The sequence below is a fragment of the Pseudomonas sp. PVC-5-1 genome (genome assembly GCF_057444345.1).
Genome location: NZ_CM172024.1, coordinates 4,984,813 through 5,003,783 on the forward strand (window position 1 = coordinate 4,984,813; position 18,971 = coordinate 5,003,783).

The 18,971-nt window shown below is 63.7% G+C and carries 14 protein-coding genes and 1 other RNA gene; 8 read left to right on the forward strand and 7 right to left on the reverse strand.

Annotated elements, in window-relative coordinates; translation table 11 throughout:
• Positions 1 to 23 precede the first annotated feature (23 nt).
• Positions 24 to 458 (reverse strand): type II toxin-antitoxin system RatA family toxin, encoded by a 435-nt coding sequence (locus AC2T3R_RS22805; RefSeq protein ID WP_410952201.1) that lies wholly within the window; start codon positions 456 to 458, stop codon positions 24 to 26.
• 162 nt (positions 459 to 620) lie between these two features.
• Between AC2T3R_RS22805 and smpB the strand changes: the two genes are divergently transcribed.
• Complete coding sequence (gene smpB / locus AC2T3R_RS22810) at positions 621 to 1,103, forward strand: SsrA-binding protein SmpB (RefSeq protein ID WP_013974300.1); 483 nt, start codon at positions 621 to 623, stop codon at positions 1,101 to 1,103.
• A 115-nt stretch (positions 1,104 to 1,218) separates the two neighbouring features.
• On the opposite strand, the gene AC2T3R_RS22815 is transcribed toward smpB, so the two are convergent.
• Positions 1,219 to 1,986 (reverse strand): FCD domain-containing protein, encoded by a 768-nt coding sequence (locus AC2T3R_RS22815; RefSeq protein WP_013974301.1) that lies wholly within the window; start codon positions 1,984 to 1,986, stop codon positions 1,219 to 1,221.
• A gap of 256 nt (positions 1,987 to 2,242) precedes the next feature.
• Between AC2T3R_RS22815 and AC2T3R_RS22820 the strand changes: the two genes are divergently transcribed.
• The 5 genes from AC2T3R_RS22820 to ssrA all read left to right on the forward strand — a co-directional run bounded on the left by AC2T3R_RS22820 (position 2,243) and on the right by ssrA (position 9,086).
• Entirely contained in the window at positions 2,243 to 3,913 is a 1,671-nt protein-coding gene (locus AC2T3R_RS22820) for a lactate permease LctP family transporter (RefSeq protein WP_015271872.1), read from the forward strand.
• A 63-nt stretch (positions 3,914 to 3,976) separates the two neighbouring features.
• The gene (gene lldD / locus AC2T3R_RS22825; protein WP_013974303.1) at positions 3,977 to 5,122 is read left to right on the forward strand and encodes an FMN-dependent L-lactate dehydrogenase LldD; all 1,146 of its coding nucleotides are present in this window, start codon (positions 3,977 to 3,979) and stop codon (positions 5,120 to 5,122) included.
• Between the two features lie 75 nt (positions 5,123 to 5,197).
• Positions 5,198 to 8,008, forward strand: a complete 2,811-nt coding sequence (locus AC2T3R_RS22830; RefSeq protein ID WP_410952202.1) for an FAD-binding and (Fe-S)-binding domain-containing protein — start codon at positions 5,198 to 5,200, stop codon at positions 8,006 to 8,008.
• Positions 8,009 to 8,295: 287 nt separating this feature from the next.
• Positions 8,296 to 8,592 carry a hypothetical protein gene (locus AC2T3R_RS22835; RefSeq protein WP_013974305.1) on the forward strand — a complete coding sequence of 99 codons (297 nt, stop codon included), beginning with the start codon at positions 8,296 to 8,298 and terminating at the stop codon, positions 8,590 to 8,592.
• Between the two features lie 99 nt (positions 8,593 to 8,691).
• Positions 8,692 to 9,086: a transfer-messenger RNA gene (gene ssrA, locus AC2T3R_RS22840) on the forward strand.
• A gap of 229 nt (positions 9,087 to 9,315) precedes the next feature.
• Here ssrA and AC2T3R_RS22845 read toward each other — a convergent pair.
• The gene (locus AC2T3R_RS22845; protein WP_486744302.1) at positions 9,316 to 10,854 is read right to left on the reverse strand and encodes an MFS transporter; all 1,539 of its coding nucleotides are present in this window, start codon (positions 10,852 to 10,854) and stop codon (positions 9,316 to 9,318) included.
• Between the two features lie 283 nt (positions 10,855 to 11,137).
• Between AC2T3R_RS22845 and AC2T3R_RS22850 the strand changes: the two genes are divergently transcribed.
• Positions 11,138 to 12,001, forward strand: a complete 864-nt coding sequence (locus tag AC2T3R_RS22850) for a LysR family transcriptional regulator (protein ID WP_054573613.1) — start codon at positions 11,138 to 11,140, stop codon at positions 11,999 to 12,001.
• 57 nt (positions 12,002 to 12,058) lie between these two features.
• On the opposite strand, the gene gabP is transcribed toward AC2T3R_RS22850, so the two are convergent.
• From gabP to AC2T3R_RS22865, 3 genes are all read right to left on the reverse strand, one after another.
• Complete coding sequence (gene gabP / locus AC2T3R_RS22855; protein ID WP_003258117.1) at positions 12,059 to 13,450, reverse strand: GABA permease; 1,392 nt, start codon at positions 13,448 to 13,450, stop codon at positions 12,059 to 12,061.
• A gap of 552 nt (positions 13,451 to 14,002) precedes the next feature.
• Positions 14,003 to 15,349 carry a glucarate dehydratase gene (gene gudD, locus AC2T3R_RS22860; RefSeq protein WP_015271908.1) on the reverse strand — a complete coding sequence of 449 codons (1,347 nt, stop codon included), beginning with the start codon at positions 15,347 to 15,349 and terminating at the stop codon, positions 14,003 to 14,005.
• Between the two features lie 19 nt (positions 15,350 to 15,368).
• On the reverse strand, positions 15,369 to 16,721 hold the full coding sequence (locus tag AC2T3R_RS22865; protein WP_410952205.1) for an MFS transporter: 1,353 nt from the start codon (positions 16,719 to 16,721) through the stop codon (positions 15,369 to 15,371).
• A gap of 261 nt (positions 16,722 to 16,982) precedes the next feature.
• Here AC2T3R_RS22865 and AC2T3R_RS22870 point away from each other — a divergent pair, with 261 nt between their 5' ends.
• Positions 16,983 to 17,690 (forward strand): FadR/GntR family transcriptional regulator, encoded by a 708-nt coding sequence (locus AC2T3R_RS22870; protein WP_486744303.1) that lies wholly within the window; start codon positions 16,983 to 16,985, stop codon positions 17,688 to 17,690.
• Positions 17,691 to 17,838: 148 nt separating this feature from the next.
• Here AC2T3R_RS22870 and AC2T3R_RS22875 read toward each other — a convergent pair whose 3' ends face one another.
• Positions 17,839 to 18,849 carry a zinc-dependent alcohol dehydrogenase family protein gene (locus AC2T3R_RS22875; RefSeq protein WP_486744304.1) on the reverse strand — a complete coding sequence of 337 codons (1,011 nt, stop codon included), beginning with the start codon at positions 18,847 to 18,849 and terminating at the stop codon, positions 17,839 to 17,841.
• Positions 18,850 to 18,971 lie beyond the last annotated feature (122 nt).

The window sequence follows — 18,971 nt, forward strand, 5'->3', positions numbered from 1 at the left end:
GCTTTTTGTTGCCGCTGTTTCAGTCAGGCATTCAGTTGCTTGGCACGCTGGCAAAAGGCATCCACCAGCGTATTTGCCGCCTGGTTGAACAGCGGCCCCAAAGTCGCGCGCACCAGCGGGCCAGCATAGTCGAACGAAAGGTCCAGGCTGATCTTGCAGGCCTTTTCACCCAGCGGCTTGAATACCCAAAGGCCATGCAACTGGGTGAACGGCCCCTCCTCCAGGTTCATCTCGATAGACTGCCCCGGCACCAGTAAATTGCGCGTGACGAAGTGCTGGCTCATGCCGCCCTTGGCCACTTCGAGCTTGGCACGCATGTGCGTGTCGCTGGCTTCGATCACCGTCGAGGCCGAGCACCAAGGCAGAAACTGCGGGTAGCTGGCCACATCGTTGACCAGATCATAGAGCGCCTGGGCGGGATACGGCAGCAGGGCGGAGCGTTGAATATGGGTAGTCATCCAGGCATCACTTCCAAGGCTGGGTGGCGGCGCTTCGCAGCGTGCCGAAAACAGGTTCTGTCGCAAAGACAGGGGCTGTATTGTCCGGTATTCATTGCAGTGGCTCAAGCACACCGAAATCCCATAGCCGACGACGCGGCGACTGCCTATAATGCCGCCCCTATGGCTAAACAAAAGAAACATCCGACCGGGACCATCGCGCAGAACAAGAAGGCGCGACACGATTACTTCATCGAACACAAGTTCGAGGCCGGGCTGGTCCTGTCCGGCTGGGAAGTAAAAAGCCTGCGAGCCGGCAAGGCGCACCTGACTGACAGCTACGTGCTGCTGAAGGACGGTGAGGCCTGGCTGTTCGGCAGCCACATCACCCCGCTGACCACGGCCAGCACCCACGTCATAGCCGACCCCATCCGCACTCGCAAGCTGCTGCTGAACAAGCGCGAGCTCGAGCGGCTGGAAGCGGCCGTGGCGCAAAAAGGCTACACCTGCGTGGCCCTGGCGCTGTACTGGAGCAAGCACCTGATCAAGTGCGAAATCGCACTGGGCAAGGGCAAGAAGGAATTCGACAAGCGCGACACCATGCGCGAACGCGATTCCAACCGCGAGCTGCAGCGGGCTGTGCGAAACAAGGGCAAGGAAGAGTAATACCTCTTCTTAGCCTCTTCGCGGGCTCGCCCGCTCCCACAGGTATCGCGCCGCCTTCGAGTCCGGCGCATATCCTGTAGGAGCGGGCAAGCCCGCGAAGAATCCAACACCGATCTCAACGCCCGCTACGCCGCTCCGCCCGCGCCACTCGCTGCGCTTCTTCATGCGCCTCTTCCAGCACCTCCTGCACATACAGAATGTGCCGGCTGGACACTTCCCGCGCATCCTCCGCCCTGCCCTCGACTATCGCCAGGTACAGCTCCCGGTGCTGACTTATCAGCATGTCCCGGGTCTCGGTCCGTTGCTGGTACATGCCGCCGATGTTGGTCACCACGTTGCGCTTGAGCAGGTCGAACAAGCCCCGAATGGTGTGCAGCAACACGGCATTATGGCTGGCCTCGGCAATCGCCAGGTGGAAGCGCGCATCAGCCGCGCCCTCCTCCGCCCGGGTCACTTCGTCGGCCCTGGCATAGCAGTCCTGCAGCGCATCGAAGGCCGCCTTGAGGCGCGCCCGGTCCGGCTGGGTGGCGCGCTGGGCCGCGTAGTAGGCGCAGGACGCCTCCAGGGTATGGCGGAATTCGAGCAGGTCACGCTGCGCCTCGGCACTGTGCTCAAGCAGTTGCAGCAATGGGTCGCTGAAAGTGGACCCCAGAGACTCGGCGACAAAATTGCCCCCACCCTGGCGGCTGACCAGCAGCCCTTTGGCCACCAGCTTCTGGATCGCCTCACGCAGTGATGGGCGGGACACGCCGAACTGCTCGGCAAGGACGCGCTCGGCCGGCAGCCGCTGACCAGACGTCAGCGTACCTTCCAGAATCATCCCTTCCAACCGATCGACGATGTCGTCGGACAGGCGCCGTTGGCGGACCTGATCAAAAACCATCACATGCTCTCCACAAACCCCAGGCAGATTTCAGGGGGCGCCTATTCTCGCCGATCCGTGCCTTGCAAACACCCACCAGCCGACGATTTTCCCCGCCCATCAGATGCCCACTCATCGGCACACGACCAAAGTTTTGCACGGGACAAATTGACACACCCACGAAGACGCTTTTAACCTAGCGCCCAGCCATTGTAAATTGGTCTTACCAATTATCCAATGCCAGTGCCTGACCAACAACAATTAGGGGCCACCCCATATGCAAACCTGGCAACAAATCTATAGTCCGCTTGGTAGTCTTGGCCTGTCCGCACTGGCGGCGGTCATCCCCATCGTCTTCTTCTTCCTTGCCCTCGCGGTGTTCCGCCTCAAAGGCCACGTGGCCGGCAGCATCACCCTCGCATTGTCGATCCTGGTGGCGATCTTCGCCTTCCAGATGCCTGTCGACATGGCATTCGCCGCTGCAGGTTATGGCTTCCTCTACGGCCTCTGGCCGATTGCCTGGATCATCGTTGCCGCGGTGTTCCTGTACAAACTCACGGTCAAGAGCGGCCAGTTCGAAGTGATCCGCAGTTCGGTGCTGTCGATTACCGACGACCAGCGCCTGCAAGTGCTGCTGATCGGTTTCTGCTTCGGTGCCTTCCTGGAAGGTGCGGCGGGCTTTGGTGCACCGGTGGCAATCACTGCCGCGCTGCTGGTGGGCCTAGGCTTCAACCCGCTGTATGCCGCCGGCCTGTGCCTGATCGCCAACACCGCGCCAGTGGCCTTTGGCGCCTTGGGCATCCCGATCATCGTGGCCGGCCAGGTCACCGGTATCGACGCCTTCCACATTGGCGCCATGACCGGTCGCCAGCTGCCGCTGCTGTCGCTGTTCGTACCGTTCTGGCTGGTATTCATGATGGACGGCCTGCGTGGCGTGAAGGAAACCTGGCCTGCCGCCCTGGTCGCCGGCCTGAGCTTCGCCGTCACCCAGTACTTCACCTCGAACTTCATCGGCCCGGAGCTTCCGGACATCACCTCGGCCCTGGCCAGCCTGATCGCCCTGACCCTGTTCCTGAAAGTCTGGCAGCCAAAGCGTTCGTTCGCCGAAGCCAAGGGCAGCGTCGGTGCCGCCGTGGTCCAGCCAAGCGGCAGCCAACCAAGCCCCTACAGCTTTGGCGAGATCTTCAAGGCCTGGTCGCCGTTCCTGATCCTCACCGTGCTGGTCACCATCTGGACCCTGAAACCGTTCAAGGCGGCCTTCGCCCCGGGCGGCGCGATGTACAATTTCGTGTTCAACTTCGCCATCCCGCACCTCGACCAACTGGTGATCAAAACCGCACCGATCGTCGCCGCGCCAACCGCCATGCCAGCGGTGTTCAAGCTCGACCCGATCTCTGCCACCGGCACCGCGATCTTCCTCTCGGCGCTGATCTCCATGGCCGTGCTGAAGATCAACTTCAAAACTGGTCTGACCACTTTCAAGGAAACCTTCTGGGAGCTGCGCTGGCCAATCCTGTCGATCGGCATGGTGTTGGCCTTCGCCTTCGTCACCAACTACTCGGGCATGTCCTCGACCATGGCCCTGGTGCTGGCCGGTACCGGTGCCGCGTTCCCGTTCTTCTCGCCGTTCCTCGGCTGGCTGGGTGTGTTCCTGACCGGTTCCGACACCTCGTCCAACGCCCTGTTCAGCTCGCTGCAGGCCACCACCGCGCACCAGATCGGGGTCAACGACACTCTGCTGGTAGCGGCCAACACCAGCGGCGGCGTGACCGGCAAGATGATCTCGCCGCAGTCGATCGCCGTGGCTTGCGCCGCCACCGGCCTGGTTGGCAAGGAATCCGACCTGTTCCGCTTCACCGTCAAGCACAGCCTGTTCTTCGCCACCATCGTCGGCCTGATCACCCTGATCCAGGCCTACTGGCTGACCGGCATGCTGGTTCATCACTAAAGTGAAAGGGGCCGGGCGCCATCGCGCGCCCGGCAATCCCCACACGCAACGCTGCGAGAATCCATGATCATTTCTGCCTCTACCGACTATCGCGCCGCGGCCCAACGCAAGCTGCCTCCCTTCCTGTTCCACTATGCCGACGGCGGCGCCTACGCCGAGCACACCCTGCGCCACAACGTCTCGGACCTGGCCAGCATTGCCCTGCGTCAGCGCGTGCTGAAGAACATGTCCGAGCTCAGCCTGCAGACCAAGCTGTTCGACGAAACCCTGAGCATGCCGGTGGCCCTGGCCCCGGTCGGCCTCACCGGCATGTACGCCCGCCGTGGCGAAGTGCAGGCGGCACGTGCGGCGGCGGCCCACGGCATTCCGTTCACCATGTCCACGGTGTCGGTGTGCCCGATCGAAGAAGTGGCCCCGGCCATCGACCGGCCGATGTGGTTCCAGCTGTACGTGCTGAAGGACCGCGGCTTCATGCGCAACGCCCTGGAGCGGGCCAAGGCCGCCGGGGTCAAGACCCTGGTGTTCACTGTCGACATGCCGACACCCGGCGCCCGCTACCGCGACGCCCATTCTGGCATGAGCGGCAAGAACGGCCCGCTGCGCCGCGTGCTGCAAGCCATGACCCACCCCGAATGGGCATGGGATGTCGGCGTGATGGGGCGCCCACACGACCTGGGCAACATTTCCACCTACCGTGGCAACCCCACCGGCCTTGCCGACTACATCGGCTGGCTGGCCAACAACTTCGACCCGTCGATCTCCTGGAAAGACCTGGAGTGGATCCGCGAGTTCTGGGATGGCCCGATGATCATCAAGGGCATCCTCGATGCCGATGACGCCCGCGATGCGGTCAGGTTCGGTGCCGACGGCATCGTCGTGTCCAACCACGGCGGTCGCCAGCTCGACGGCGTGCTGTCCAGTGCCCGCGCCCTGCCGGCAATTGCCGATGCGGTCAAAGGTGACCTGAAGATCCTCGCCGATTCCGGCATCCGCAGCGGCCTCGACGTGGTGCGCATGATCGCCCTCGGCGCCGACACCGTACTGATCGGCCGCGCCTTCCTCTACGCCCTTGCCGTGCACGGCCAGGCCGGGGTGAAAAACCTGCTGGAGCTGTTCGAAAAGGAAATGCGCGTAGCGATGGTGCTGACCGGCGCCAAGTCGATCAGCGAGATCACCCGCGACTCGCTGGTACGCGAACTGGGCGCCTGACCGCCCGCAAGAACGACCGCCTGATTGACCCGGGGCATGGGGCGCACAGACGCCACGGCCCCGCGAGGAGACTGCATGAGCCTGCCCGCCGCGTTCCTGCGTGATGCCGAGCGCCTGATCCCCGCCGAACGCCGCTTCGACGACCCCACCTCCACTTTGGCTTTCGGCACCGATGCCAGCTTCTACCGGCTGATCCCCAAGCTGGTGGTGCGCGTCGAGTCAGAAGACGAAGTGGTCGGCCTGATCAAACTGGCCCAGCGCGAGCGGGTGCCGGTCACCTTCCGCGCCGCAGGCACCAGCCTGTCCGGCCAGGCCATCAGCGACTCGGTACTGATCGTGCTGGGCGATAACTGGAACGGCCGCGAAATCCGCGGCCAAGGCGAGCAGATCCGCCTGCAGCCCGGCGTCATCGGCGCCCAGGCCAATGCCTGGCTGGCTCCCTTCGGGCGCAAGATCGGCCCCGACCCGGCGTCGATCAACGCCTGCAAGATCGGCGGCATCGTCGCCAACAACGCCAGCGGCATGTGCTGCGGCACGGCGCAGAATACCTACCACACCCTGGCCGGCCTGCGCCTGGTGCTGGCCGACGGCACGCGCCTGGACAGCGAAGACCCGGCCAGCGTCGCCGCGTTCGAGGCCAGTCACGCCGGCCTGCTGGAAGCACTGGCCCGCCTGGGCCGCGAGACCCGCGCCAACACTGCACTCGCCGAGCGCATCCGGCACAAATACCGGCTGAAGAACACCACTGGCCTATCGCTGAACGCACTGGTGGACTACGACCAACCGCTGGATATCCTGCAGCACCTGTTGGTCGGCTCCGAAGGTACCCTGGGCTTCATCAGTGCCGTCACCTACGACACCGTGCCCGACCACCCGCACAAAGCCAGCGCACTGCTGGTTTTCCCCAGCGTGGAAAGCTGCTGCCGCGCGGTGACCGTGCTCAAGCGCCAGCCGGTCTCGGCCGTTGAACTGCTCGACCGCCGCAGCCTTCGCTCGGTGCAGAACATGCCCGGCATGCCACTGTGGGTAAAAGGCCTGTCGGACAACGCCTGCGCCCTGCTGATCGAATCCCGCGCCGCCAGCCAGAGCCTGCTGCATGAACAGCTGCAACAGGTGATGGCCTCGATCGCCGACTTCCCACTGGAACAGCAGGTGGACTTCAGCGAAGACCCCGCCGTGTACAACCAGCTGTGGAAAATCCGCAAGGACACCTTCCCCGCCGTCGGCGCCGTACGCCAGACCGGCACCACCGTCATCATCGAAGACGTCACCTTCCCCATCGAGCAACTGGCCGAAGGCGTCAACCGCCTGATCCAGCTGTTCGACAAGCATCGCTACGATGAAGCGATCATTTTCGGCCACGCCCTGGAAGGCAACCTGCACTTCGTCTTCACCCAGGGTTTCAACAGCGCCGAGGAAGTCGCACGCTACCAGGCCTTCATGGACGACGTGGCGCAACTGGTCGCGGTGGAGTTCGGCGGCTCTCTCAAGGCCGAGCACGGCACCGGGCGCAACATGGCACCGTTCGTGGAGCTGGAGTGGGGCCACGACGCCTATCAACTGATGTGGAAGCTCAAGCGCCTGCTCGACCCCAACGGCATCCTCAACCCTGACGTGGTGCTCAGTGAAGACCCGGACATTCACCTGAAGAACCTCAAGCCGCTGCCCGCTGCCGACGAGATCGTCGACAAGTGCATCGAGTGCGGCTTCTGCGAACCGGTGTGCCCTTCCAAAGGCCTGACCCTCAGCCCACGCCAGCGCATCGTCATGTGGCGTGACATCCAGGCCAAACAGCGCGCCGGCATCGACACCCGGGAATTGCGCCAGACCTACCAGTACCAGGGCATCGACACCTGCGCCGCCACCGGCCTGTGCGCCCAGCGCTGCCCGGTTGGCATCAACACCGGCGAACTGGTGAAGAAACTGCGCAGCCAGGCCGCCGAACACGAAAAAACCGCCGACTGGCTGGCCGAACACTTCCACACCGCCCTGGGCGGCGCGCGCCTGACCCTGACCGCCGCCAATACCGCACGCAAGCTGCTCGGCGCCCCACGCCTGGGCCGCCTGAGCGCCTCGCTGAACAAAGCCAGCAAAGGCCGCCTGCCAAAGTGGACCCCGGCGATGCCACAACCACTGCGCCCACTGGACTTCGGCCCGGCCAGCAACGACGCCCGCCCTCGCGTGGTGTACCTGGCTGCCTGCGTCTCGCGGGTGATGGGCCCGGCCTATGCCGACCGCGAGCAGAGTTCGCTGCTGGACAAGACCCGTGCCCTGCTGGAAAAGGCCGGCTACCAGGTGGTGTTCCCTGACAACGCCGACAGCCTGTGCTGCGGCCAACCGTTCGCCTCGAAGGGCTACCCCGAGCAGGCCGAACACAAACGCCAGGAACTGCTTGCCGCCCTGCTGCACGCCAGCCGCGGCGGCCTCGACCCTATCTACTGCGATACAAGCCCCTGCACTCTGCGCCTGGTGCAGGACCTGGGCGACACCCGGCTGGACCTGTACGACCCAGTGCGCTTCATCCGCACCCACCTGCTCGAGCGCCTGGAGTTCACCCCCCAGGACGAACCAGTGGCCGTGCATGTGACCTGCAGCACCCAGCACCTGGGCGAAAGCCAGGCGCTGATCGACCTGGCGCGGCGGTGCAGCAAACAGGTGGTGATCCCGGAGGGCATACATTGCTGCGGCTTTGCCGGTGACAAAGGCTTCACCACCCCCGAGCTCAACGCCCACTCGCTGCGCAGCCTGAAGGATGCGGTGCAATATTGCAGCGAAGGCATCTCCACCAGCCGCACCTGCGAGATCGGCCTGTCCAGCCATAGCGGCATCGACTACCACGGGCTGGTCTACCTGGTAGACCGCGTCACCCGGCCACGCAGCATATGACCGTTTAACGCAAAACCTGATAGCTGCCGCAATCCCTGTGGGAGCGGGCAAGCCCGCGAACACCGGCGCAGCCGGTGCCATACACCGCGCAGCCTGCTTCGCGGGCATGCCCGCTCCCACAGGGACCGCGCCGGCTTTGGGCGCACGCCCTACCTGTAGGAGCGGCTTCAGCCGCGAACACCGGCAAAGCCGGTGCCATCCCCCGCCAGCATCCGATTGAACCCCCGCCAATCCTCCACAGTCCATCCTTACAGGCCCACCTTCCAGAGGCCAAGAAGGAGACTCCCATGAAAGGTACCGCGCTTTCGGCCCTGTTCGCGGCCGCCACCCTGCTGGCTTCGCCGGTGTTCGCCGCCGAAGACCTCTGCACTGCCAACCTGCAAAAGATCGACGACAGCATGGCCACCGCCGGCGCCACCTCCGAAGGCCTGGACAAGGCCATCACCGAGCACGTCGACAAAGCCAAGGCTGCCCAGGCATCGGGGGACACCAAGGAATGCATCGCCATCACCAGCAAAGTCCTGGAGCGGTTGGAAAAAACGGAGAAAGGCAGCGGCACCAGCGGCGGCGGTAGCGGCGCGTGAGCCCAAAAGCGGGCGACCGGACCGGCTGTCGACGTCGCCCGCGCAATGGCGTATACTCAGCCTCACGTACCGTAAGGTGCGTTAGCTTAGAGCTAGTGTGGGGCCGATCAGGATTCGACGCCGGTAGCGAAACTCTAGGTGCATGCCGAGTTGGTAACAGAACTCGTAAATCCACTGTTGCAACTTTCTATAGTTGCCAATGACGAAAACTTCGAGGCGGAGTACGCTCTCGCTGCGTAAGCAGCCGAGCCCGACCTTCTGGTAGCTTCGGCTCCAGCAATCATCAGGGGATGCCTGTAAACCCGAAATGATTGTCATACAGAACAGGATCGTCGTGTAGCACGTTGGGGGCAAAGCGACTAAAACTTACCCAACTCGTCCAAAGCACCCTGCCCGTCGGGCGGCTGCGGATTAACTCAGTAGACACGGCTAAGCATGTAGTACCGACAGCGGAGTACTGGCGGACGGGGGTTCAAATCCCCCCGGCTCCACCAAATTCCAAAGAAGAAGACGCCCTCGGGCGTCTTTTTTTGTGCCTGGATTTTGGGTTGTGCGAGCCCACAAAGTCAGAATCAGGCTTTTCCGCATAGGGCGTTTCCCAAAGATACTCCCTGCGCCGGTTTGCTCTTCACCGGTCTCTCAACCCAAACACGGCTTCCACCACGTGAGTGACAGCAAGCGCTGGTCGCCCCAGTCGCCAGGTCGTGATGCCCGCCGCCAGCTTCATGATTCCCTATCAGCCAGCAACACTTCCGGCACGGCCGGCAGCGGCCGGCTCAGCAACACGCCAACCAGCATCGCGAACAGCAGCGCCGCCACACCGGCGACCTGCAACACGGCTTCGAAGCCCCCGATGAACGCCTGGCGGGCCAAGGGTGCCACCGTTTCCCGCAACCTGGGCTCAAGCAACGCCAACGCCGCCTGCAAATCACCCGCGGCAACCCGGGTAGCCATCGCGGAAACCTGGCCCGATTGCCCAGGCGCCACGGCAGCCATGGCCTCATACAGCAACTGCCCACTACGTGCAGCCAGCACACCACCCAACCCACCGATGGCCAGCACGATCGCCCCGAACCGCGTGGTTGTACTCAACCCCGAAGCCATGCCGGTACGCTCACGCGGCACGCAAGCCATGATGTTCTTCTGCGTATCGCCATTCAGCAGCCCGGCACCAGCACCCAGCACCAGGCTTGCTAGGGCGAATGTACCGTAACCGCCTTGCTGAGTGGCCCAGGCACACAGCAGGTTACCCGCCCCGACCAAAACCAGGCCGAGTGCGAATACCTGCGCCGGGCTCAAGTGTGCAGCCAGACGCATGCCCAGGCGTGGCGTCAGCAGCATGGCCACGGCAAACGGCAGCATGCCCGCCCCTGCGGCCAGGGCCGACAGCTGCAGGCCGTTCTGCAAGTAAAGCGGCAGCAGGGTCATCATCACCTGGGCGCAGGCAGCATAGGCAAACATCCCCAGCAAGGCGCCAACGAAGCGCCCGCTGCGCATCAGCCGCAGGTCGATCATCGGCCGTTCCTGGCTGCGCTCGACCATGACGAACAGGCCGAACAGGAAGGCGCTGATCACCAGCCGTCCCAGGGTTTGCGCACTGCCCCAGCCCACCTGGTTGGCATCGATCATTGCCCAGATCAGGTAACCCAGGCTGCCGGCGAAAGTCAGGCTTCCCCATGGGTCGAGCCGGGCCGCAGCGCTGTCACGGGACTCTTCGACACTGCGCAGCACCATCACTGCGAGCACTGCCACCAACGGCAGGTTGATGTAGAAGATCCAGCGCCAGCCAAGGGTGCTGGCGATCAACCCGCCCAGCAGCGGCGCAAAGGTGATGGTGGCGCCCATGCAGGCGCCCCAGAAGGCCCAGGCGCGCATGCGTTCCTGGGGTTGGTGGAAGCGGTTGCCGATCGCGGCCAGGGCCGAGGTCAGCAGCAATGCCGCGCCAACGCCCTTGGCTGCCCTGGCCAGGTCGAGGAACAGCAGGTTGGGCGCCGCGCCACAGGCCAGCGAGGCGAGGCCGAACAGGGCCAGGCCGAGCAGCAGCATGCGGCGGCGGCCAAAGCGGTCGGCCAGGCTGCCAGCGGGCAGCAGGCAGGCGGCAAAGGCCAGCAGGTAGGCGCTGACCACCCATTCGATATCGGCAAACGAGCCGGACAGGTCGCGGGCGATGCTGGGCAGGCTGACCGCGACGATGTTGGTGTCGAGGATGATCAGGGCACAGACCAGGGAGGCGGTGAGCAGGGTGAAACGCGCAGAGGGCATGGTGAGGCTCCGGATGCAGGGCTGGTTGGTCAAATCGCCGGGGCTGCCTTGCAGCCCATCGCAGGCAAGCCAGCTCCTACAGGGACCGCACCGCCTTCAAGGATTGCGCAATACCTGTAGGAGCTGGCTTGCCAGCGATGGACCGCAAAGCGGTCCCCTGCAATTCCCAGGCAGCCTTTGCCGCCAAGCCACCAGCCTTGTAGTGTTGGCCTCACCATAACGCCACCAGCCCCCAGGCTTGTTAGCCACGGCGGCTCGCGTCATTACCCTGCAGGTAACACCCATGGAAATCCGCCATTTCCGCTACTTCCTCTGCGTCGCCCGCCACGGTCATTTCACCCGTGCCGCCGAACAGCTGGGGATCGCCCCGCCCACGCTCAGCCGGCAGATCCAGGACATGGAGCGCGAACTGGGCGTGCGCCTGTTCGAGCGCAACCAGCGCGAGGTCAACCTCACCGCAGCGGGCCAGGCGCTTTTGATCGAGGCCGAACATGCCGTGCGCCAGTTCGATGCTGCACAACTGGGCGCGCAACGGGCCGCTCGAGGCGAAAGCGGGCGCATCGAACTGGGCTATGTGGCTTCGGCCGCGTACTCGGGCATGCTCCAGCAGCAAGTCAGCCGCTACAGCGAAACCTGCCCCCGCGTACGCCTGAACATTCGCGAACTGCCCATGGCCGAACTGCCCGGCATGGTCCGCGACGGCCTGCTTGACCTTGCCTATGTGCGCTCGCCGATGGAGCTGCCCGAGGAACTCGAAGCTATCGCCTTGCACCAGGAAGGTTTCGTCCTCGCCCTGCCCGCCAGCTCACGGATAAATGAAGTGCCGCAGATCCCGGCCTCGCGCCTGGCCAATGAAACCTTCATCCTGCCCGAACAGATCTCCGGCACGCTGGAAGTGGCCGCACAAGGTGGTTTCGTCCCGAGGCTCGGCCCCCAGCCGGGCAGCCTGGTGGCGGTGATCACCCTGGTGTCTCTCGGCCAAGGCATCGCAGTGGTGCCGGAATCGGTGGTGCAGCGCATCAGCCTGCCGCAGGTGCACTACCGGCGTATTGTCGACTGCCAGGCCAGCTCGTGGCTTAGCCTGATCCACCGGCGCTTCGAGAAAGCGCCGGCGGCAATCAGATACATCAAGATGATGAAAGGCTGAAAAAACAAAGGGCACCCATCCACTGGTGCCCTTTGCCCTACCGCCAGGTGAACTCACTCACCCCATCGAACGCACCCCCACAGGCTGCGCATTGCCCCGCGTGGTCACGATCCCCAGGAAGGAAATCACGATCGCCAGGCCCAATGTCGAGCTCACCTCTGCCCGGTGTTCAGGCGTGAACATCATGACCGCCAGTGCCCCGCCAATGAACAGGATCACCGCCCAGGTCAGGTACGGGAACAGCCACATGCGGAACTTCAGCTCGGTGTTTTCCCGCTCCAGGCGACGACGCATGCGCAGCTGCGAAATCGCGATGACCATGTACACCAGCAAGGCAATAGCACCGGAGCTGGCCAGCAGGAACTCGAACACACCCTTCGGCGCGAAGTAATTGAGGATGGCAATGGCCGCGCCGATCAGCGTGCTGCCGAATACCGCAGCGCGTGGCACACCGACCTTGGAGGTCTTGTTGAGCATGGCCGGTGCGTCACCGCGCTTGGCCAGCGAGTACATCATCCGCGAGGCAATGTAGATCGAAGAGTTCATGCAGCTGGTCACTGCCACCAGCACCACCAGGTCGACCATGAAGGCTGCATTGGGGATGTTCATGATTTCCAGCGCACGCTGGTAGGAACCCACCACCGCCAGCTGCGGGTCGTTCCACGGCACCACCGAAATGATCACGAAGATCGACAGGATGTAGAAGGTACTGATGCGCCAGATCACCGAGCGAGTGGCCTTGGCGATGTTGCGCGACGGGTCGCTCGACTCGGACGCGGCGATGGTCACCGCTTCGGTGCCGATGAAGCTGAACATCACGGTGATGAACGCACCAACCACGGCCGACCAGCCCTTCGGCGCGAAGCCGCCGTGCTCGGCCATCAAGCTGCTCAGGCCACTGACCTCGCGGTTGGGCAGCCAGCCCATAAGTGCGGCGAAACCCAGGCCGATGAAACCGAGAATGGCCGTGACCTTGAGAATGGCGAACCAGAACTCGAACTCACCGTACTTGGCCACGCTGAACAGGTTGGTACCAGCCAGCAGCAGCACCGAAGCCAGGGCGAATATCCAGCTGTCCACCTGCGGGAACCAGGCGTTCAGCACATGCCCGGCGGCCAGCGCTTCGATCGGGATTACCAGTACCCAGAACCACCAGTACAGCCAACCGATGGTGTAGCCGGCCCAGCGGCCGATGGCCTGCTCGGCGTAGGTGGAAAACGATCCGGTGTCCGGGTGTGCCACGGCCATTTCGCCGAGCATGCGCATGACCAGTACCACCAGGGTCCCGGCCACGAAATAGGAAATTATGGTAGCTGGCCCGGCTGCCGCGATGGCGTGGCCAGAGCCGACGAAAAGTCCGGCGCCGATGATGCCGGCGATGGACAGCATCGTTACGTGACGTGGCTTGAAACCTTGTGCAAGGTTGCCATCAGATCCCACGGTGTTCATTGATGTTGTTCTCTTTTTACTGACACAAGGATGGACGGGCAGGTGTAGGCGAAAATATCTCCTTTGAAATCAATAAGTCGACACGTTACTCGCGCTCTGTTGTTGATATTTGGCACGCGTCACAGAGCAACGTGTCAGTGCAGGTCGGGCTTCATTTAAGCCCCGCAGGGCTGTGGGAAATTACACGAGAACGCCCCGGAACTGTTCGATCACGACAGGGCATCCCCATTAACGTCAGAAGTCGCGAATGGCATACCCGATCCCGTCACCAGGCCGTCTGGAGCTTTTGTTTTTCATTTGAGTGTGTTGTGGCTGTACGGGCCCTTTCGCGGGCTCGCCCGCTCCCACAGTTACTCCACGCCCCTCAAACCTGTGGTGTACCTGTGGGAGCGGGCAAGCCCGCGAAAGGGCCGGTGCAGCCATCACCACTTTCTGCCAGCCACAAAAAAGCCCCGGTCTCCCGGGGCCTCTGTTGCCAGGCGTCTGCCTACGCCTGCCCGGTACGCTCGAAGCACCGGACTAGCAACAGGAATCGCAAAAGGGCCCTATGCCTCAACGCACCAGGCAAGGCCGCTTGTTATCGAAGCTCCACCCCGGAATCAGGAACTGCATTGCCACGCTGTCATCCCGCGCGCCCAACCCCATGTTGCGGTAGCACTCATGCGCCTTGGCCAACTGGTCTTCATCCAGCTCCACCCCAAGCCCCGGCCGCGCCGGCACGTGCACATGCCCGTCGACGATGCGCAGTGGCTCGCGGGTCAGGCGCTGACCGTCCTGCCAGATCCAGTGGGTGTCGATCGCAGTGATTTCCCCCGGCGCCGCAGCCGCCACCTGGGTGAACATTGCCAGCGAGATATCGAAGTGGTTGTTGGAATGCGAACCCCAGGTCAGCCCCCAGTCGTTGCACATCTGCGCCACCCGTACCGAACCCTGCAAGGTCCAGAAGTGCGGGTCGGCCAGCGGGATGTCCACCGACTGCAACTGGATCGCATGGCCCATCTGCCGCCAGTCGGTAGCGATCATGTTGGTGGCGGTGGGCAGGCCGGTGGCGCGGCGGAACTCGGCCATCACCTCACGGCCCGAGTAGCCGTTCTCGGCACCGCACGGGTCTTCGGCATAGGCCAGCACATCGTGCTTGTCGCGGCACAGGGCAATGGCCTCCTTCAATGACCAGGCACCATTCGGGTCGAGGGTGATGCGGGCTTCGGGGAAACGTTCGGCCAGCGCCGTTACCGCTTCCATCTCCTCCTCGCCGCGCAACACCCCGCCCTTGAGCTTGAAGTCGCTGAAGCCATAGCGCGCCTTGGCGGCCTCGGCCAGGCGCACCACCGCGTCCGGGGTCAGGGCCTTTTCGTGGCGCAGGCGGAACCAGTCATCCTCGGCATCGGCTTCGTTGCGGTAGGCAAGGTCGGTCTGCTGGCGGTCGCCGATGTAGAACAGGTAACCGAGCATCTTCACCGCCTCGCGCTGCTGCCCCTCGCCCAGCAGTGCCGCCATCGGCACGTTCAGGTGCTGGCCGAGCAGGTCGAGCAGCGCCGACTCGATGGCCGTCACCGCATGCACGGTGATGCGCAGGTCGAAGGTCTGCAGGCCGCGACCAGCCGAGTCACGGTTGGCGAAGGTCTGGCGCATGGCATTGAGCACGCGCTGGTAATGGCCGATCGGCTGGCCGACCACCAGGCTGCGGGCGTCCTCCAGTGTCTGGCGGATCTTCTCGCCGCCGGGCACCTCGCCCAACCCGGTATTGCCGGCGCTGTCACGCAGCACCACTACGTTGCGGGTGAAGAACGGGCCATGGGCACCACTGAGGTTGAGCAGCATGCTGTCGTGCCCGGCGACGGGGATCACGCGCAGATCAGTGACCACGGGGGTGCTGGTGTGAAGGGTCTGCATGTTCATGGTTGTTGTCTCGCAGTCATCAATGGCTCTGACCCAGGGCCGAAGGGGCCTTGAGGTCATCGGAAGGGGCGCCCTTTGGGCGAGTGCGTACGAAGAAGATGGCAATGGCCGCCAGCACCGAGGTCACCGCCAGGCCGTACAGGCCGCCCTGGATCGAACCGGTCTGCTGCTCCAGCAGGCCGAAGGTGGTGGGGGCGACGAAGCCGCCGAGGTTGCCGACCGAGTTGATCAACGCGATCACCGCTGCGGCGATGCGGGCATCCAGGTAGCCCTGCGGGATCGGCCAGAACAGCGACGATGCCGACTTGAAACCGATCGCCGCGAAGCACACCGCGACAAAGGCGAACACCGGCCCACCCGTGGTGGACATGAACATGCCGATGGCAGCGATCACCAGCGCACCTGCGACCCAGGCCTGCTGGAACTTCCAGCGCGCCGAGCCGGCGGCGAAGGCATACATGGCCAGGATCGAGATCAGCCACGGGATCGAGTTGAAGAAGCCGACCTGCAGGTCGCTGAGGTCACCCATGCGCTTGATGATGCTCGGCAGCCAGAAGGTGGCGGCGTAGATGGTCAGCTGGATGCAGAAGTAGATCAGGCAGAACAGCAGGATCTGGCGGTCCTTGAGCAGGCTCCAGGCCGATGGCCTGACCGCGCCGACCGCTTCGCGCTCAAGTTGCTCGCGATCGATGGCGGCCACCAGTGCTTCCTGCTCGGCCTGGCTCAGCCACTTGGCGTCCTGCGGCCTGGAGTCGAGCCAGAAGAACACGAAGAAGCACAGCGTCACCGAGGCCATGCCTTCGATGAACAGCATCCACTGCCAGCCATGCATGCCCAGGCCCTGGATCTGCATCAGCGCGCCGGCCAGCGGCCCGGAAATCAGCGACGCCAATGCCGAACCGCTGAGGAAGATGGCAATCGCCTTGCCACGCTCGGCGGCCGGCAGCCAGCGGGTGAAGTAGTAGATCACCCCGGGGAAGAAGCCCGCTTCGGCAACCCCCAGCAGAAAGCGCAGCACGTAGAACTGGGTTTCGTTCTGCACGAAGGCCATGGCCGTGGCCACCACCCCCCAGGTGAACATGATGCGGGTCAGCCACAGCCTTGCGCCGACCTTCTGCAGCAGCATGTTCGAGGGCACTTCGAACAACGCGTAGCCAATGAAGAACAGGCCGGCGCCAAAGCCATAGGCCGCGGCGCTGATGCCCAGGTCGCTTTCCAGATGGGGGCGGACGAAGCCGATGTTGACGCGGTCCAGGTAGTTGACGATGAACATGATGACGAACAGCGGCAGGACGTGGCGCTTGACCTTGGCCACGGCGCTGGCCAGGGCGTCGCCTTCATTCCGGGCAGACGGAGCGAGGGTATCGTTCACTTGCGGATCTCCCACTAATTGTTTTTGTGCGGGTCGAGGTTGTCTGACATGGCAGTGGGGAGGAGCATATGCGCAGCGCAGTTGTACGACAAGATCAACAACATCGGCAAAATCACAAAATACAAGCCACCGCAAAGACTATATGCGTCGATCTTGCAAAAACAGACAAACTACTCGCTGGCTTGACCTCAGGAAAAATCGGCAAGAAATATTTTTATCGATTAACTTGTCGTACAAGTACAACAACAATCGGATCACACCATGGCCACCGAACAAGCCCACAAACGCGGCCACAGCCGTGCCCATGACCTGGTCTCCAGCCTGACCCAACAGATCTTGCTGGGTACCTTCAAGCCAGGCGACAAGTTGCCCTCGGAAAACAGCCTGGTGCGCGAGCATGGGGTCAGCCGCACCGTGGTCCGCGAGGCCCTGTCGAAATTGCAGGCTTCGGGGCTGGTGGAGCCACGCCACGGTATCGGTACGTTCGTGATGGAGCGCCAGGCCCAGGCCGGCCTGCGCATCGCTGCGGAAAGCGCGGCGAATGTGCGCGACCTGCTGGAGCTGCGCATCGGCCTGGAAGGCCAGGCCGCCGCCCTGGCCGCGCTACGCCGTGACGAGGGGCACCTGAGGCGCATGCGCCAGGCGCTGGATGACTACCAGGACCTGGCCGCCGCCGGCGACAGCTGCATCGAGGCCGACCGGCGCTTTCACCTGTTGATCGCCGAGGCCTCTGGCAACCTGTACTTCACTGAAATGCTGTTGCAGCTGGGCAACGGCCTGATCCCGCGCAACCGCATGGCCCTGGCCGAACGCAGCGGGGCGAAGCTGGCGCGGCAGGCGTACCTGGCCAACCTCGAGCATGAGGCGATCCTCAATGCCATCCGCCGGCAGGACCCGGACGCGGCGCGGGCAGCGGTGTGCCTGCACCTGTCCAATAGCCGCGACCGACTACTGCCCGAACAGGCCTGACACGATCCCCTGTAGGAGCGGCCTTGTGTCGCGAAAGGGCTGCACAGCAGCCCCTCGATTTCAGCTACAGAATTGCAGGCCGGGGGCCGCTTTGCGGCCCTTTCGCGACACAAGGCCGCTCCTACAAAGAGAACCGCATCAGGCCCTGTTACCAGGTCAGGCAGATTTTGCCGAAATGCCGGTTGCTCTCCTGATAACGGAACGCCTCGACGATCTGCTCCAGCTCGAAATGCTTGTCCACCACCGGCCGCAAGCCGTTGGCATCGATCGCCCGCACCATCGCCTGCTGCTGGGCGCGGCTGCCCACCAGCACGCCTTGCAGGCGAATCTGCCGCACCAGCGCCTGCACCAGCGGCAACTGCCCGGCCACGCCGGTGAGGATGCCGATCAACGACACGTGCCCACCAATGCGCGCGGCGATCATCGATTGCTCCAGCGTCGCCGGGCCACCCACTTCGATCACATGGTCGACGCCGAGGTTGCCGGTCAGCTCGCGCACTTTCTCACCCCACGCCGGAGTGCTCTTGTAGTTGATCAGGTGGTCGGCACCCAGGGCCTTCAGGCGCTCCAGCTTGGCGTCGCTGGACGAGGTGGCGATCACCGTCGCGCCAGCCAGCTTGGCAAACTGCAGGGCGAAGATCGATACACCGCCGGTGCCCTGCACCAGCACCGTATCGCCGGGCTTGAGGTGGTCGTCGCACATCAGCGCGCGCCAGGCCGTGAGACCGGCCGTGGTCAGAGTGGAAGCTTCGGCATGGCTGAAGCCCTTGGGCGCCAAGGTGAAGGCGCTGGCACGAGCAGTGACCTGTTCACGGGCGTAACCATCGATACCGTCGCCGGGCACCTTGGCGAAGCCTTCCACATTTGCCTGGCCGTCGAGCCAGTCGGGGAAGAAGGTACTGACCACATTGTCGCCGACCTGGAACTCGGTGACGCCGCTCCCTACCGCGACCACTTCGCCAGCGCCATCGGCCATGGGGATGCGCCGCTCGCTCGGGCCCCACATGCCGCTGACAACGGCGAAATCGTGGTAGTTGAGAGAGCTGGCGTGCAGGTGCACGGTGATCTCGCCGGCCTCGGGTGAAGAGGCCTCGCAGGTGCCGACCTCGACCTTGTCGTAGCCGCCGCCGGGTTTTACGTAGATGGCCTTGCTGGTCATGGATAGGTCTCCTTCAGGGAAAAGATTGGGGTTCAGCATAGACAGGTCCGGCCTCTTCGCGGGCTTGCCCGCTCCCACAGGATCTTCACCACCCTCAACAGCAGTGCAGTACATGTGGGAGC

Excerpts from the sequence above, each read along its gene's own strand:
- AC2T3R_RS22805 (WP_410952201.1), bottom strand. The coding sequence starts at position 458 with ATGACTACCCATATTCAACGCTCCGCCCTGCTGCCGTATCCCGCCCAG.
- smpB (WP_013974300.1), top strand. The coding sequence starts at position 621 with ATGGCTAAACAAAAGAAACATCCGACCGGGACCATCGCGCAGAACAAG.
- AC2T3R_RS22815 (WP_013974301.1), bottom strand. The coding sequence starts at position 1,986 with ATGGTTTTTGATCAGGTCCGCCAACGGCGCCTGTCCGACGACATCGTC.
- AC2T3R_RS22820 (WP_015271872.1), top strand. The coding sequence starts at position 2,243 with ATGCAAACCTGGCAACAAATCTATAGTCCGCTTGGTAGTCTTGGCCTG.
- lldD (WP_013974303.1), top strand. The coding sequence starts at position 3,977 with ATGATCATTTCTGCCTCTACCGACTATCGCGCCGCGGCCCAACGCAAG.
- AC2T3R_RS22830 (WP_410952202.1), top strand. The coding sequence starts at position 5,198 with ATGAGCCTGCCCGCCGCGTTCCTGCGTGATGCCGAGCGCCTGATCCCC.
- AC2T3R_RS22835 (WP_013974305.1), top strand. The coding sequence starts at position 8,296 with ATGAAAGGTACCGCGCTTTCGGCCCTGTTCGCGGCCGCCACCCTGCTG.
- AC2T3R_RS22845 (WP_486744302.1), bottom strand. The coding sequence starts at position 10,854 with ATGCCCTCTGCGCGTTTCACCCTGCTCACCGCCTCCCTGGTCTGTGCC.
- AC2T3R_RS22850 (WP_054573613.1), top strand. The coding sequence starts at position 11,138 with ATGGAAATCCGCCATTTCCGCTACTTCCTCTGCGTCGCCCGCCACGGT.
- gabP (WP_003258117.1), bottom strand. The coding sequence starts at position 13,450 with ATGAACACCGTGGGATCTGATGGCAACCTTGCACAAGGTTTCAAGCCA.
- gudD (WP_015271908.1), bottom strand. The coding sequence starts at position 15,349 with ATGAACATGCAGACCCTTCACACCAGCACCCCCGTGGTCACTGATCTG.
- AC2T3R_RS22870 (WP_486744303.1), top strand. The coding sequence starts at position 16,983 with ATGGCCACCGAACAAGCCCACAAACGCGGCCACAGCCGTGCCCATGAC.
- AC2T3R_RS22875 (WP_486744304.1), bottom strand. The coding sequence starts at position 18,849 with ATGACCAGCAAGGCCATCTACGTAAAACCCGGCGGCGGCTACGACAAG.